We start from the raw sequence: 15,360 nt of genomic DNA on the forward strand, positions 1-15,360 counted from the left end.
ATCAGGGGCGCGAACAGCACCGCCACCACCCAGGAGACGAGGAGCGAGGCCGCGATCACCACGAACAGCGAGTAGGTGTACTCGCCGGCCGCCGAGCCGTTGAAGCCGATCGGCAGGAAGCCCGCCACCGTGACGAGCGTGCCGGTGAGCATCGGGAAGGCGGTCGAGGTGTAGGCGAAGGTCGCGGCCTTGTGCAGGCTGTCGCCGGCCTCGAGCCGCGCCACCATCATCTCGACGGTGATCATCGCGTCGTCGACGAGGAGGCCGAGCGCGATGATGAGGGCACCGAGCGAGATGCGCTGCAGCGTGACCCCCATCACGTCCATGACGACGAACACGATGGCGAGCACCAGCGGGATCGAGAACGAGACGACGAGGCCCGCCCGCACCCCGAGGCTCAGGAACGAGACGACGAGCACGATCACCACCGCCTCGACCAGCGCCTTGGTGAAGCCGCCGACCGCCTCCTCGACGATGCGCGGCTGGTCCGAGACGAGGTGGATGCCGACCCCGACGGGCAATTCGCCCTCGACCTGGCGCATACGCGTCTTCAGCGCCTCGCCGAATTCGAGCAGGTTGCCGCTCTGCTGCATGGCGATGGCGAGCCCGATCGCCGGCTTCCCGTCGTAGCGGAACAGCGCCTGGGGCGGATCGGCGTAGCCGCGCTCGATCGTGGCCACGTCGGAGAGGCGGAAGAAGCGGTCGTTGACCCGCAGGTTGATGGCCTTCAGGCTGTTCTCGTCGGTGAACTGGCCGCCGACCCGGACCGAGACCCGCTCCGGCCCGGCCTGGATCACGCCCGACGGCGCCACCGCGTTCTGCGCCTGCAGGGTCTTGATCACCGACTGGATGTCGACGCCGAGGCCGGCGAGCTTGCGGGTCGAGAAGTCGAGGTAGATCATCTCGTCCTGGGCGCCGATGATCTGGGTCTTGCCGATGCTCGGCACCTTGATGATGCGGGTGCGCACCGTCTCGACGTAGTCGCGCAGCTGGCGCATCGAGAGGCCGTCGGCCGTGAAGGCGTAGACGTTGCCGAACACGTCGCCGAACTCGTCGTTGAAGAACGGGCCCTGCATCCCTTGCGGAAAGGTGCCCTTGATGTCGCCGAGCCGCTTGCGCACCTGGTAGAACAGCCACGGGATCGTCTTCGGCGGGGTCGTCTCGCGCAGGTTGACGAACACCGTCGCCTGGCCGGGCGTCGTGTAGCTGCGCGTGTAGTCCACCGCGTTGATCTGCTGCAGCTCCTTCTCGATCCGGTCGGTGACCTGCTCGAGGGTGTCGCCGATCGTGGCGCCGGGCCAGTTCGCCTGCACCACCATGGTCTTGATCGCGAAGGCCGGGTCCTCCTCGCGGCCGAGCTTGCGATACGACATCGCGCCGGCGACGATCGCCACCACCATCAGGAACCAGACGAAGGAGCGGTGCGACAGCGCCCATTCGGAGAGGTTGAACGACTTCATCGGGCGCGGCCTCGCGCTGGAACGGGGTCGGGGTGCGGGCCGCGTCGGGCCGCGCGTGATAAGTCCGGTCAGAGGCCGGAGGAGCGAAGGCGCACCGCCTGGCCGTCCTTGAGGCTGTGGACGCCCGCCACCACCACGGTCTCGCCGGCGCTCACGCCGTCGCTCAGGGTCACCGTGGCGTCGTCGGGGGAAGCGGGGTCGCCGCTCGCCACGAGCACGACGTCGCGGCGCGAGACCGACTTGCCGTCGGGCGCGACCACCCAGACGCTGGTGCGGTTCTCCGCCCGCAGCAGGGCGGTGGCCGGCAGGGTGATGCGCGGTGGGGTCGGGCGCTCGAGCGCCACCGTGACGGTGGTGCCGAGGCGGAAGGCCTCCGGCGGATCGACGAGGGTCATGCGGACCCGGCGCGTGCGGGTCGCCGGGTCGGCCAGCGGCCCGATCTCGCGCACCCGCCCCTTGGCGGTGATGGCGGGAGCGGCCTGCAGCGTCACGGCGAACTCGGTGCCGGCCCGGATGCCGGCCATCAGCCCGTCCGGGATGTCGACCACCGCCTCGCGGATGTCGGGGCGGGCGAGCGTCACCACCGCCTGGCCCGCGCTCACCACCTGGCCGATCTCGGCGTTCCAGGCCGTCACCACCCCGTCGACGTCGGCCTTGAGGGTGGCGTAGCCGAGCTCGTCGGTCGCCTTCTGCAGGGCCGCCCTGCCTTGCGCGAGGCGCGCCGCCGCGGTGTCGCGGCTCGCCACCGCGCTGTCGAGGGCGGCCTGCGTGACGTTGCCGCCCTCGAACAGGGTGCGCTGGCGCGACTCGACGGCGCTGGCATTGGCGAGCTGCGCCTCGGCATCCGTCACGTCGGCTCGCGCCCGGGTGACGGCGAATTGCAGCACGGTCGGATCGAGGGCGGCGAGCCGCGCGCCCTTCGGCACGAGGTCGCCGACATAGACGTCGCGGGCGACCATCCGGCCCGGCACCCGAAAACCCGCTTGCGTCTGGTAGCGCGGCTCGACCGTGCCGGCGAAGGGGCCGAAGGTCTCGGCGGTGCGGACCTCGACGGTGGTGGTGAGGACCGGACGCACCGGCGGCGGCGCCTCGGCCTTCTTCTCCTGGCAGCCGGCGACGGCGAGGAGGACGACGAGGGCGGGGACGTGCCTCATCGCGCGTCCTCCCCGACGACCGTCACCCTCTGGCCGGGGCGCAGCAGCTGGATGCCGGCGGTGACCACCCGCTCGCCCGGCGCGACGCCGCTCGCCAGCACGATGGCCGAGCCGGCGTAGCGGTCGATCGCGACGGTCTTCGGCGCGACGGTGTCGCTCGCCGGATCGAGCACCCAGACCGCCGGCCGGTCCTGCCAGCGAAACAGCGCGCTCCACGGCAGGCTCACCGCCTGCCGGGCGCGGAAGCGGCCGAGGCCCGCCACCGCGGCGCCGAGGGACATCTCCGGCGGCACCCGGGTCAGCCCGATCTTCACCCGGACGCCGCCGGAGGCCGGATCGACCGCCGGCGAGATCTCCCGGACGGTGCCGGTGGTGCGCACCCGCGGATCGGACAGGAGGATGATGTCGATCGTCTTGCCCTCCGGCGGCTCGGCGAGCAGCGTCTCGGAGACGATGAACACCGCGTCGCGCGGCCCGTCCTGGGCCAGGGTGAACACGGTCTGGCCGGACTGCACCACCTGGCCGGCCTCGGCGTTGCGCGCCGTGATCATGCCGGCGACCCCGGTCTTCAGCTCGGTGTAGGAGAATTGCTCGCGGGCATTGCCCAGAGCCGCCTTGGCGGATTCGACCGAGGCCTGGGTGGTGCGCAGGGTCTGCTCGGCCTGGTCGTAGGCGGTGCGGGTGGTGTAGCCGCTGCGCATCAGGGATTGCTGGCGCTCGAAGCTGACCTTGGCCTGGGTCAGCAGGGCCTCGGCCGAGGCGAGCGCGGCCTGCGCGGTGTCGACGTTGACCTGCTGCTCCTGCGGCTCGAGCCGGGCCAGCACCTGGTCGGCGGTGACGTGCTCGCCGACCTCGACCAGGCGCTCCTGGATCTTGCCGCTGACCCGGAACGCGATGTTGCTCAGGAACTTCGCCTGGATGTCGCCGGTCAGCACGACCTGGGCCGAGACCGGCGCGAGCGCGGCGGTGACCACCCGGACCTCGGCCAGGGCGGGGTCGCGGACGGCCGTCTCCGGTGCCGCGCCCTTGGACGCCTCGCCCTTCGGTGCTTCGACCTTCGGACCCGCACTCCTGACCTGGTCGTCGGCCGGGACGGCGGGCGCGTCGGCGCGGGCCGGGCTCGCGGCCGCCAGGACGAGGGCGATCAGGGCGGCGCCCCGCGGGATCGGGCTGGGTCTCATGAGGATCGCGGGCACCGGTTCGGCGTGAGGCGAGGAGAGCGTCGCGGACGACGCGGGAGAATATGGGCGGGCGAACGGGTGAAGGAGCGGCCGCGAGGGGGCGGATGCGGCCGCTCCTTCCAGATGCGACGCGTTTCCCGAGGGGGCCACGCCGCCGCATCTGTGGGGATGCCCCGGCCGGGCGCCGGGGCGAACCGGGCGGGGCGAACCGGGGAAAGGGAGGACTGCGTCAGAGCTGGCCCGGCTCGGCCAGGCAGGCGGGGCAGTGCGGGGCCACCGGGTCGAGGCGGGTCCAGGCGAGCAGTCCGGCCCAGCCGGCCAGCGCGAACAGCACGAGCGCGAGCGTCGAGGCCGCGGCACGGCGCGGCAGCAGCGGACGGGCGGCGGCGAGCGGGGGAGCGTGCAGGTCGAGCCCGTTCGGCAGGCGGGTGAACCCGGGCCGGCCCGGTACGGTTTGATGCAACGGGTGAGCCTGGGACAAGCCGATCACCGTGCGGGGCATGGCGCGCTCCTTGAAGGCGACGCCCGCTTCGTACTAATAACTGACCGGACAGTCAATAAGGGACGACATGGCCATTGCGGGACGGCGCCAGCGGCGCAAGGAGGAGCGGCCGGGCGAGATCGTGGAGGCGGCGTTCGAGGAATTCGCCCGCTCGGGCTTCGCCGCGACCAAGCTCGACGACGTGGCGGCCCGGGCCGGCATCACCAAGGGCACGATCTACCTGTACTTCCCGAGCAAGGAGGACCTGTTCCTCGCGACCGTGCGGGAGATGAACCGGCCCTCGCAGGAGAACCTCGCCGCGCTCACCGCCGCGCCGCAGGGCTCGGCGATGGCGATCCTGCGCAGCCACTTCGCCTTCGTGTACGAGCAGATGGTCGAGGACCGGCGCGCCCGCGAGATCCTCCGGATGCTGATGGCCGAGGTGAGCCGCTTCCCCGACCTCGCCGACCGCTGGCGCGCCGAGGTGATCGGCCCGGCGGTCGAGAACTTGCGCCGCGTGGTGCGCTACGGGATCGAGCGGGGCGAGTTCCGCGCGTCCGCGGCGGAGGATTACCCCCACCTGCTGTTCGCGCCCGTCATCATGGCCTGCACCTGGCGGCTGATGTTCGGCGACGACCACGCCCTCGACGGCGCGGCCTACCTCGCGGGGCACCTCGACCTGATGGAGCGGGGGCTGGCGCGGGGGCCAGGCAGCGATGCGCCTCCCGGCTGATCCGCGTCGTGGGTGATGCGGTGCGGGGCCTTCTCCTGCCCGGAACCGAGCCGTTCGGGGAGAGGGCGAGTTCACCGAGGGTGCGGGTTCCCCCGCTCTCCCCGCGGGCGGGGAGAGGGGGGAACCCGCGCCTTCAATTTCCCCGGACAGCCCCGCCGCCCGCCGGATGTCAGGCGACCTGCGGCTTCGTCACCTTGGCCTCGATCGCGTCCCAGACCGCGACCGCGAGGTCGGGGCCGCCGAGGCGCTTGATCGCCCGGATGCCGGTCGGCGAAGTGACGTTGATCTCGGTCAGGTTGCCGTCGATCACGTCGATGCCGACCAGGATCAGGCCGCGGCGGCGCAGCTCCGGGCCGATCGCGGCGCAGATCTCCTGCTCGCGCGGGGTGAGGGCCGTCGCCCCGCCGGTGCCGCCCCGCACCATGTTGGAGCGGATGTCGTTGGCGGCCGGCACCCGGTTGACCGCGCCGAGCGGCACGCCGTCGACCAGGATGATGCGCTTGTCGCCTTCCGTGATCCGCGGCAGGAAGCGCTGCACCACCCAGGGCTCGCGGAAGGTGACCGAGAACAGGTCGAACATCGAGCCGAAGTTGGGATCGTCGGGCAGCACCCGCAGCACCGCGGCGCCGCCGTGGCCGTGCAGCGGCTTCATCACCACCGCGCCGTGCTCGGCCCGGAACTCCTCGATCTCCTGCTTGTCGCGGGTGATCAGGGTCGGGGGCATCAGCTCCGGATAGGCGGTGACGAACAGCTTCTCGGGGGCGTTGCGCACCTCGAACGGGTTGTTCACCACGAGCGTCCGCGGATGGATGCGCTCGAGCAGGTGCGTCGCCGTGATGTAGGCGAGGTCGAAGGGCGGGTCCTGGCGCATCAGCACCACGTCGACCTCGGCCAGGTCGATCCGCTCCTGGGCGCCGAGGGCCGCGTGGTCGCCCTCGACGTCCTGCACCCGCAGGGGCTCGACCCGGGCGGTGACGCGCCCGTCGCGCATCGAGAGCCGGTCCGGGGTGTAGTGCAGCAGCGTGTGCCCGCGTCCTTGAGCTTCGAGCAGCAGCGAGAAGGTGGTGTCGCCGGCGATGCGGATCGCCTGGATCGGGTCCATCTGGACCGCGACGGTGAGGGCCATGTCGGGGGTATCTCCGGTCGCCCGGGTTATCGGGCGGCCCGCGCCCGATGGCAACGGGCCCCGACAAGGAAGGCCCCGCGCGCAGAGGCTGCGGCGGGGCCCCAAGTCGAGGGAGGAAACGCCCATGAGGGCCCGGGAGGGTCTCGCAAGCCGCGTGCCAATGCGGGTGGCGAGACCGATTCGTCGTCGTGCTCTAGCGGCTTCGCTCAGGCAGCCTTGAGCACTCAGGCAGCCTTGCGGTTCACCCGGCTCTCGGCGAGCGAGGTGAGGATCTTGTCGGTCGCCTTCTCCTCTTCGAGGGTCTGCTGCAGCGGCCCGATCACGTCCTTGCGGCCGAGCTGCTGGGCATAGGCGATGATGGTGCCGTAGCGGGTGATCTCGTAGTGCTCGACCGCCTGGGCGGCGGCCAGCATGGCGGCGTCGCGCACCTCGGCGTCGTCGGTGTCGCCGATGATTTCCTCGGCCTCGGCGATGATCCCGTCCATCGCCGCGCAGCGGACGCCCTTGGCGGACTGGCCGAGCGTCTGGAACACCTGGTCGAGCCGCCGGATCTGGCCTTCGGTCTCGCGCAGGTGGGTCTCGAAGCCCGCCTTCAGCTGCGGGTCGCTCGCCTTGGCGATCATCTTCGGCAGCGCCTTCGTGATCTGCTGCTCGGCGTAGTAGATGTCCTGGAGCATGTGGTGGAACAGATCGTCCATGCTCTTGATCGGTTTCGAGAACAGGCCCATGGCGTTCTCCCTGGAAGGCGCAGAGATGCGCTCAGCTGCGCAGCATCGTCATCTGCGTAGGGTGTAAAGACGTCCGCGCAGGGTAAAAGCATCTCGGCGAGCGCGACGGTTCAGCCGTGCTCCTACGACTGTCGAGGAACGTCGCCGGTCTGAGCCGGTTCCTCAAAAACTCCGGGCGGGTATCATTTCGCCGCCCGCGGGTCCGGGCTCCGAGGGTCCTGCCCGGGCCACTCGACGATGCGGTCGGGCAGCTCCTCGGTCTCGAACTCCTCCTCGGTGCCGCTGACCTTGCCGCGGACCGAGATGCCGGCCTCGTGCACGGTGCGGCGGGTGCCGGAGACCAGGGGGTGCCACCACGGCAGGTCGTGCCCGTCGCGCACCAGGCGGTAGCCGCAGGTCGGCGGCAGCCAGGGCAGAGAGCGCACCGCCTCGGGCGTCAACCGGACGCAGTCGGGGACGCGGGCCTGGCGCCTCGCGTAGTCGCTGCAGCGGCAGGTGCCGGCATCCAGCAGCGTGCAGCCGATGTCGGTGTAGTGGATCTCGGCGGTGTCCTCGTCCTCGAGCTTGAGCAGGCAGCAGCGGCCGCAGCCGTCGCACAGGCTCTCCCATTCGGCCGGGCTGAAATCCTCCAGGACTTTGCCGCGCCAGAACGGGGTCGCGGCCTTGAGGGAGGCGGGCGGGCGCGGGGTCTTGCTGCGGGCTTCGGCCACGGATGCGAAAGGCCTTCGGGGCGCCGGATCGCCGGCGCGGGAGGGAAAGGAGGGTCGGAAGACGTTCTCCGAGACACCCCCTTGCCGCGCGCGGGGCCTGCGGGCAAGCGCGGCCGGCGACGTCTGCGCAATCCTGCGACGTCGTGTCGGTGCGGGACCGCCCCATATAGGTCGCGACGACCTGCGATCGCCGCTCCGCCTCGCGCTACGATGCGGGGTTTGCTAGACCTGATGCCGCGTCACCCGAGGACCCGCCCAAGTGCCCGAGAATTGGCCCGAGAACCGGCCCACCCACCGGCTGACCAGGCTCCGGACCCGCCTGTCCCACGGGATGCTCGGCTTCGACGCCTGGATGAACGACGGCCTCTACAACGGCGGCCGCTCGTTCGGCGAGGCCTACGGGCGCTACGCCGAGAAGATCCAGCGGCGCTTCCGGGTCGCGGGCATCAAGCGCGTCGTGCTCGACCTCACCAGCGAGGCGGTGACGCTCGGGCTCGCCGGCGGCGTGGTGATGCTGACGCTCGCCCAGCCGGCCTTCAACCAGACCAGCGAGAACTGGCTCAAGGCCCCGGACCTCGCCGTGACCTTCCTCGACCGCTACGGCACCGAGGTCGGGCGGCGCGGCATTAAGCACGACGATTCGCTGCGCATCGACGAGTTTCCCGACATCCTGGTCAAGGCGCTGATCTCGACCGAGGACCGGCGCTTCTACGAGCACTGGGGCATCGACCCGATCGGCACCCTGCGCGCCGTGACCGTGAACGCGCGCGGCGGCGGCCACGTCCAGGGCGGCTCCTCGCTCACCCAGCAGCTCGCCAAGAACCTGTTCCTGTCGAACGAGCGCTCGCTCGAGCGCAAGGTCAACGAGGCGTTCCTGGCGCTCTGGCTCGAGTGCCACCTGACCAAGAACGAGATCCTGAAGCTCTACCTCGACCGGGCCTACATGGGCGGCGGCACCTTCGGGGCGGCGGCGGCGGCGGACTACTACTTCGGCAAGAACCTCAAGGACATCACCCTGCCGGAGGCCGCCATGCTGGCCGGCCTGTTCAAGGCGCCGACGAAGTACGCGCCCCACGTCAACCTGCCGGCGGCGCGCGCGCGGGCGGCGGACGTGCTGCACAACATGGTCGAGGCGGGCTACCTGACGGAAGGGCAGATCCAGTCGGCCCTGCGCAACCCGGCGACCCCGGTGACGCGCTCGCGCGACATCAGCGCCGACTACTACCTCGACTGGGCCTTCAACGAGATCAAGAAGCTCGTCGACGAGGGCAAGCTGAAGAAGGAGCGGGTGCTGGTCGTGAAGACCCCGCTCGACCTCGCGATCCAGAAGCGGGCCGACCAGGCGGTGGAGAACGTGCTGCGCCAGTTCGGCGACGCCTTCGACGTCGAGCAGGCGGCCCTCGTGACCATGGACCCCGACGGCGCCGTGCGGGCGATGGTCGGCGGGGCCGATTACGGCCAGAGCCAGTTCAACCGCGCCACCGACGCGCTGCGCCAGCCCGGATCCTCGTTCAAGCCCTACGTCTACGCCGCGGCGCTCGCGACCGGGCAGTGGCGGCCCGAGAGCAAGGTGGTCGACCGGCCGGTCTGCATCGGCAACTGGTGCCCGGCGAATTACGGCCGCTCCTTCGCCGGCACGGTGCCGCTCTGGGTCGCGGTGGCGAAGTCGATCAACACCATCCCGGTGCAGTTCTCGATCGCCATGGGCAAGCAGCTCGGCGAGACCCACGACGCCCGGGCGGCCAAGCTCGGCCGCTCCAAGATCATCGCGCTCGCCCACAAGATGGGCGTGACCTCGAACCTCGTCGATTCGGTGTCGCTGCCGATCGGCTCGGCCGAGGTGACGGTGATCGACCAGGCCGCCGGCTACTCGGTCTTCGCCAACGGGGGGCGGCGGGCCAAGCCCTACGCGGCGACCGAGATCCGCACCGGCGCCGGCGAGGTGATCTACCGCCACGACACCAGCGAGGCCCCCCCCGAGCAGGTGCTCTCGACCCGCGTCGTCGCCGACATGAACTACATGCTGAACAAGGTCGTCGACGAGGGCACGGGCCGCAAGGCGGCGGTCGAGGGCGTGCGCACCGCCGGCAAGTCAGGCACCACCAACGCCTACCGCGACGCCTGGTTCGTCGGCTACACCGGCAACCTCGTGACCGCCGTCTGGTACGGCAACGACGACCATTCCTCGACCAAGAACCTGACCGGCGGCTCGCTGCCGGCGATCACCTTCCACGAGGTGATGGCCCCGGCCCACCAGGGCCTCGAGATCAAGCCGATGCCGGGCTTCGAATCCGACAAGGCCGGCGCCCGCACCGCGCAAGGTCCCGCCCCGGCGACGCCCCCGCCCGGCGCCCCGGCCGGCGCCCTGTCGCGCCGCTCCTTCGAGGTGCTGGGCGGCCTGGGGACCCTGTTCCGCTCGGTCGAGAGCCCGCCCCCCGGACGGGCGGCGTTCAACGCGGTGGGAGGCGGCGGGGCCGGCGGGTCGTCGGTCCGGTGACCGGAGGGGGGATGCGTCCCGCGGCTGCCGCGATCCCCTGCGGCTCGGGACGCGAGGCCGGGAGGCGCCATCCGATGACGCCTCCTGCAGTCCGGGGCCGATGATGCGCGATCCGACATCCTGCGGCGCACGCCCCTTTGGGACGACCGACGGCCGCATCCTGCGAGGCGACCTAGCCACCCCGCCCGACCCTGTGACACCATGACATTCGCTTCCGCATTCCGGCACGCGTTCCAGGGCCGCACGAAGGCAAAGGCCATGAAGTACGTGGCGGTCACCCGCATTCTCGACGAGGCGGACATCGTCGAGGCCTTCACGCGGCATTCGGCCTTGTTTGTCGGCCACCACATCTTCATGGACAACGGCAGCAACGACGGAACGCTGGACATTCTGCGCGCGCTGCAGGATGAAGGATTGCCGATCACCGTTTTCCAAAATAAGTCAGTGCATTACAACGAGCGCGAATTCAATACTTTTCTGTACAAGGAAGCTGTCGACAATCACCAGGCTGACTGGGTCGTCTTCCTGGACGCGGACGAGTTCCTCGACGATCGGCATCTCGGGATGTCGTTTCACCAATATTTCGAAGCCTTGTCGCGGAGCGATCGCCCGGCTCACTGCGTCAAGGTTCCGATGGTGAACTATCAGTACACCCGTCAGGACGACAAGGGCGAGGTCATCGTCCCCCGGCGCATGATCAGGCGCCACGCGCCGAGCGACACCTGCAAGGTGATCGTGAGCGCGAAGATCCGGCACGACGACATCCTCATCGACAACGGGTCGCACCACGTCTTCTGCCGTGGGTCGGAGGTCCGTGAGGCGATCACCGAGAACAGCATCTGGCTGGCGCATTTCTCCGAGCGCTCGCCGTTCCAGCTGGTCGTGAAGTTCGTGCGGGGCTGGGCCAAGGTCCTCGCCGCCGGCGAGAGCGTCATCGAGACCGGGGCGAGCTCCCATTACCGTGGGCCGTTCCACATGCTCAGGGACAACCCGGAATCGCTCCTCCGGAGCGAATGGTTCATGACGCACAAGAACGAGCATCCGGATCTCGTCGAGGATCCGATGCGCTACCACGGCGGGGAACTCCGATACACGAAGAGCCCCGACGACGAGATGCTCGCCGTCAGGAGCCTGATGGGATACCTGACGGACCTGGCCGATCAGCACGGCCGGCTGATCGACTCCAGCGCTTCCGTCAGGCAACTGGTCGAGCAGTGGGGATCCCGGCACGACAGGATCCTGTGAGCCGACGCGCGCAGGCTTACGGAGCCTGCTCGCTCGATCCGTCCCGGCGGCGTGCACCCGCGGGCAGAGCGGCGGGCGGTTGCCAAAAAACCCGTTCGGCCCCGGCCCGACCTGGGCTAGACACGGCCCCACGATGCTGACCGAGAACGTCGCCCCTCCGGCCTCCGGGCGTACCGCGCCCCCAGGCCCTCGACACCCGGCCGGCCTGCGCCTCCGGCTCCTGCGGGGGCTCGCGCGCCCGCGCCGGATCGGGACCGTGGGGCTGGTGCTCTACGCCCTCGCGCTCGGCGCGGTCCTGGGCCTCGCCAGCGCCAACTGGGCGACGCGGGGGCGCTACCCGTTCGGGGGCGTCGCCCTCAACGCCTGGACGGCCTGGCCGAAGATCGGCTCGCGCGACGCCGACCCCTACGTGCGGGCGATCCACGCCCGCACCGGCGAGGTCCCGCTGGCGCTCGGCGAGGGCCTGCTCCTCACCGCGATCAACGACGATGCCGGGCGACGGCTCGACCCCTCCTGCCGCTATCGCATCGCCGGAGCGACGCCGCCGGCCCGGGCCTGGACCCTGACGGTGGAGCGCGGCCGCCTCGCCAAGCCCGAGAGGCAGGCCGGCTCCGCCCCGCCGCCGCGCACCGGGTTCACCTCGACCGAGGTGCTGCGCGACCGCGACGGCCGCTTTGCCGTGAGCGTGAGCCCGACCGTGCAGCCCGGCAACTGGCTGCCGATGCCGGAGGGCGAGGGCTCGATCCGGCTGGTGCTGCGCCTCTACGACACGCCGGTGGCGGCGAGCACCGGCGTGCTCGAGCGCGAGGGCGTTCCCTCGATCACCCGGGAGGATTGCCCGTGACGCCCCTCGGCCGCTTCGTCCTCGCCACCCTGTGCGGCCTCGTCCTGGCCGGGCTCGTCCACGTCGCGACGGTGCTGGCGATCCCCTATCTCGCCGCCGGCGACGCCCTGGCGCGCTCGCGCGCGACGCTCGCCAACGACACCTCGGTGCTGGTCCACGCCGCCGAGACCGGCGGGGCGGCGGACGCCGCACCGGCCGAGGCGGCACCGGGGCAGCCGGCACCGGGGCAGCCCGCGGAGGGCTGGCTGCCGCGCCAGGACCCGGCGGTGGCGGTGGGAATCTGCGCCTACGACCTCGACGACGGCCCGGTGCGGATCACCGCCGAGACCGGCCCGCTCCTCGAGACGATCGCGCTGCACGGGCGCAACGGCGCCTACTACGCCATCACCGACCAGGCGGCCTTACGCGGCACGGTCGAGCTCGTGATCATGACCCGGCGCCAGTTCGACGAGGCGCTCGCCACCGCCGACGAGGACGAGCGCAACCGCGACGTGCGCATCGTCGCGCCGAGCCGGGAGGGCTTCGTCAGCGTGCGGGTGCTCGCCGCCCTGCCGAGCCAGCAGGCCCAGGCCAACGAGGCCGCCCGCTCGGTCTCGTGCACCATCGACGGGCCGGACGAGTAGGGCCTTCGCTCCTACCCCTTGCGCACCAGCACGACCTCGCCGGGACCCGGCGGGACGAGGCCGCAGCGCATCTCGGCATCGGCCGGCAGCAGCGGGTCGAGGAGGGTGCGGCGCGAATCGAGGAAGGCCAGCGCCCGCTCGGCGGCCACCGCCTCCTCCTCCGGGGCGGCCACCAGCAGGTGCTCGAGGGCGTAGCGGTAGGAGGCGGAGCGCGCGCCGGTCTCCAGCCGCACCCAGGCGATGAGGCAGCGATTCTCGGCCACCCGCATCGCGGCGCTGCGCACGTCGCGGTCGTCGAGGGTGGTGATGAAGGGCAGGCTCTGCAGCCGCGTCAGGTCGGCCCGCACCACCCGGGCCGCCGTCTCGGCGAAGGCCGGGATCAGGCGCCCGTCCGCCACGAGGTCGTCGGAGAGGCGCCGGTAGCGCGAGACGACCGAGCGGAACGGCCCCGCGGTGATCGCCTCGTAATAGGCGGTCGGGTCGGAGAGGCGCCAGCCCACCGGCAGCACCCGGGCGCGGGTGAGGTTGTCGAGGGCGGCCTCGAAGGCGTTGCGCTCGCGCGCCGGCATCAGGAAGCGCCAGGCCCGGTCGCGCAGGGCGCGCTCGTCCTCCGTGAAGGGAAACGGCGATGCCGCCTCGCCCCGCTCGCGCGCCGCGAGCGTGCCGGCGGCGTCGATGAGGCTGTTCCAGGCGGTGGGGGCCGGGCGGCCGAAATCGCCCTGCTGGGCGCAGCCCGCCACCAGCGGCAGGCCGAGCAGCAGGGCGCGGGCCCTCGCCGGGCGGCGCCCGCGCTCAGCGCCGGCAGCGCCGCTCCGGAGCGGGGCGAGTCGGCTCGGCGGGGTCGGGCAGCCTCTCATAGCGCACTCCCGTGAACAGCAGAATCGTGCCGCGGACCGCGTCCGCCGCGTGAGGATCGGTCCCGTGGGAAACAGTCCCGTCAGAAACTATCCCCTGGGAAACGGCCGCGCCGCCGCCGGCCCGGGGCCGGCGCGCCGTCGCGAACGGGATGATGTCCGCCGAGGGACGTCGCTGTGGGCCGACCATGGTGCGCTCTCCCGCCTCTCCGTCACGTCCCTCCGGGGCCGCCGCCCATCGCGGCCTCGCGGGATCACCAAACCACGCACATGGTTAACGGATTGTTTCCAGGCCGCCGCGCCCGAGGGGCCGGGAGGCCGGCGGCGTAAACCATCGGTGAGCGGAGCGGGGCGTCATCCCCGCTGTCCCCAGGCCCGCGCCGGGCCGGTGCCCGCAGCCTTAAGCGTCGCTTTACGCCAGTCCTCGCATTCTCGCGGTCGCTTTCATGTCCTGCGTACCCGATCGCCCATGGCCCGCACCGCCGCCGACGCACCGCCGGACCTCTCCGGCCTCCTCGATCTCGCGCGAGACCGGCGTCTCGACATGAAACCGGTCCTGCTGCGGGTGCAGACGGACCTGTTTCGCGCCGCGCCGGTGCGGGACGTGTCGACGATCAAGGCCTTCGAGGCCCTGGCCTGCGGGCTGATCCCGACGGTCGACGACGCCACCGCCGAGATCGTCGCCCAGAAGCTCGCCCCGCTCCCCGACACGCCCCAGAGCGTGCTGGCGCTGCTCGCCGCCCATGGCGGCGGGGCCCGCGACGCGGTGCTGGCTTCGAGCCCGGTGCTCTCCACCGCGGTGCTCGACGCCGCCGGCAACGGCCCGGCCCTCGACGCGATCATCGCCCTGCGCCACGACCTCGGCCGGACCGTGGTCGAGGATCTGAGCCTGCGCGACGAGCCGGACGTCGACCTGGCGCTCGCCCGCAACGCGACCGCGCCGCTCGCCGGCGCCGCCCTGGAGCGGCTGGTGGAGCGCGCGCGCCGGCGGCCGGACCTCGCCGCCCTGCTGCTCGCCCGCGACGACCTGCCCGCCGTCGACCTCGCCCCGCTCTACCTCCAGGCCGACGCGCCGCGCCGCGCGGCGATCCGCGACGGCGTCGCCGCCCGCGCGGCCCTGCGGCCGCAAGCCCGGGCCGGGATGCGCGCCGCCGGCGCGGCGCTCACCGCGTTTGCCGGCCGCGGCGAGCCCGAGCGGTTCGAGGCTGCGCTCGGCGAGGCGCTCGGCATGCCGGGGGTGAGCTTCCGCGCCACCGAGCCGGAGCGCCGCGACCTCCTGGCGCTGGCCCTGCGCGCCGCCGACCTCGCCGAGGAGGAGGCGGTGTTCATCTTCCTGCGCCTCGACCCCTCGATCGCCCGCTCGGTCGAGGCGGTGTTCGGCCTCACCGACCTCTTTCGCGCCATGGATGCCGCCACCGCCCGCGACCTCGTCGCCTCGATCCTCGGCAGCGAGCCGGCGGCGCGCGGCGCCACCCCCGAGCAGCACCGTCCCGCCCACGGCCCGGCCTCCCCGCGCATCCGGCCCGCGGCCGCCCCGGCCCTGCGCCCGGCCCTGCCGGAACGGACCCGCAAGGCGCGCTGAGAAGACGCGCTGAGACGAGGATCCGGGGGAGGCCGGCGGACGGTTTCCCCCGGGTCGTGAAATGGTCTAGGCACGGCGCTCCGGACGCCGCGCCGCTCTCCGAACGGGCCGGCGCGCGACGGGACAACGAGAAACGTCTCGG

14 protein-coding genes (1 of these 14 only partly in view) are annotated in these 15,360 nt (G+C 71.9%); 6 read left to right on the plus strand and 8 right to left on the minus strand.

The window, feature by feature from the left end; all coding sequences use genetic code 11:
- The 4 genes from DK419_RS09760 to DK419_RS09775 all read right to left on the minus strand — a co-directional run.
- On the minus strand, positions 1-1,460 hold the 5' end (the start) of the coding sequence (locus tag DK419_RS09760; protein ID WP_109958907.1) for an efflux RND transporter permease subunit. The gene continues 1,603 nt to the left of window position 1, outside the view; 1,460 of the gene's 3,063 nt are visible here — the first part of the coding sequence; its start codon is at positions 1,458-1,460; its stop codon lies beyond the left edge, outside the window.
- Between the two features lie 68 nt (positions 1,461-1,528).
- Positions 1,529-2,614, minus strand: coding sequence for an efflux RND transporter periplasmic adaptor subunit (locus tag DK419_RS09765; protein ID WP_109958908.1), 1,086 nt, complete (start codon positions 2,612-2,614; stop codon positions 1,529-1,531).
- Positions 2,611-3,795 (minus strand): efflux RND transporter periplasmic adaptor subunit, encoded by a 1,185-nt coding sequence (locus tag DK419_RS09770; RefSeq protein WP_109962220.1) that lies wholly within the window; start codon positions 3,793-3,795, stop codon positions 2,611-2,613. The genes DK419_RS09765 and DK419_RS09770 overlap by 4 nt, the downstream gene beginning before the upstream one ends.
- A 229-nt stretch (positions 3,796-4,024) precedes the next feature.
- The gene (locus tag DK419_RS09775; protein ID WP_109958909.1) at positions 4,025-4,297 is read right to left on the minus strand and encodes a hypothetical protein; all 273 of its coding nucleotides are present in this window, start codon (positions 4,295-4,297) and stop codon (positions 4,025-4,027) included.
- A gap of 67 nt (positions 4,298-4,364) precedes the next feature.
- Here DK419_RS09775 and DK419_RS09780 point away from each other — a divergent pair, with 67 nt between their 5' ends.
- Positions 4,365-5,009 (plus strand): TetR/AcrR family transcriptional regulator, encoded by a 645-nt coding sequence (locus tag DK419_RS09780; RefSeq protein WP_109958910.1) that lies wholly within the window; start codon positions 4,365-4,367, stop codon positions 5,007-5,009.
- A 169-nt stretch (positions 5,010-5,178) separates the two neighbouring features.
- On the opposite strand, the gene gshB is transcribed toward DK419_RS09780, so the two are convergent.
- The 3 genes from gshB to DK419_RS09795 form a co-directional block, all read right to left on the minus strand.
- A complete protein-coding gene (gshB, locus tag DK419_RS09785) occupies positions 5,179-6,135 on the minus strand; it encodes a glutathione synthase (RefSeq protein WP_109958911.1) in 957 nt (318 codons plus the stop codon).
- A 224-nt stretch (positions 6,136-6,359) separates the two neighbouring features.
- Positions 6,360-6,863, minus strand: coding sequence for a YciE/YciF ferroxidase family protein (locus tag DK419_RS09790; RefSeq protein ID WP_109958912.1), 504 nt, complete (start codon positions 6,861-6,863; stop codon positions 6,360-6,362).
- 182 nt (positions 6,864-7,045) lie between these two features.
- Positions 7,046-7,573, minus strand: coding sequence for a YcgN family cysteine cluster protein (locus DK419_RS09795; RefSeq protein ID WP_109958913.1), 528 nt, complete (start codon positions 7,571-7,573; stop codon positions 7,046-7,048).
- Positions 7,574-7,904: 331 nt separating this feature from the next.
- Between DK419_RS09795 and DK419_RS09800 the strand changes: the two genes are divergently transcribed.
- From DK419_RS09800 to DK419_RS09815, 4 genes are all read left to right on the plus strand, one after another.
- Positions 7,905-10,070: a transglycosylase domain-containing protein gene (locus tag DK419_RS09800; RefSeq protein ID WP_109962221.1), complete on the plus strand. Its 2,166-nt coding sequence runs from the start codon at positions 7,905-7,907 to the stop codon at positions 10,068-10,070.
- Between the two features lie 258 nt (positions 10,071-10,328).
- Positions 10,329-11,315: a glycosyltransferase family 2 protein gene (locus tag DK419_RS09805; RefSeq protein WP_162561188.1), complete on the plus strand. Its 987-nt coding sequence runs from the start codon at positions 10,329-10,331 to the stop codon at positions 11,313-11,315.
- Between the two features lie 133 nt (positions 11,316-11,448).
- Complete coding sequence (locus tag DK419_RS09810) at positions 11,449-12,159, plus strand: DUF1214 domain-containing protein (RefSeq protein ID WP_109958915.1); 711 nt, start codon at positions 11,449-11,451, stop codon at positions 12,157-12,159.
- Positions 12,156-12,782, plus strand: a complete 627-nt coding sequence (locus DK419_RS09815) for a DUF1254 domain-containing protein (protein WP_109958916.1) — start codon at positions 12,156-12,158, stop codon at positions 12,780-12,782. Before DK419_RS09810 ends, DK419_RS09815 begins: the two co-directional genes overlap by 4 nt.
- 11 nt (positions 12,783-12,793) lie before the next feature.
- Here the strand turns inward: DK419_RS09815 and DK419_RS09820 are convergent, their stop codons facing one another.
- Positions 12,794-13,639 (minus strand): hypothetical protein, encoded by an 846-nt coding sequence (locus DK419_RS09820; RefSeq protein ID WP_245442888.1) that lies wholly within the window; start codon positions 13,637-13,639, stop codon positions 12,794-12,796.
- A 466-nt stretch (positions 13,640-14,105) separates the two neighbouring features.
- On the opposite strand from DK419_RS09820, the gene DK419_RS09830 reads away from it, so the two are divergent.
- A complete protein-coding gene (locus DK419_RS09830) occupies positions 14,106-15,218 on the plus strand; it encodes a DUF2336 domain-containing protein (RefSeq protein ID WP_109958918.1) in 1,113 nt (370 codons plus the stop codon).
- Positions 15,219-15,360 lie beyond the last annotated feature (142 nt).

Origin of the sequence: Methylobacterium terrae, assembly GCF_003173755.1 — a bacterium.
Lineage (GTDB): Bacteria > Pseudomonadota > Alphaproteobacteria > Rhizobiales > Beijerinckiaceae > Methylobacterium > Methylobacterium terrae.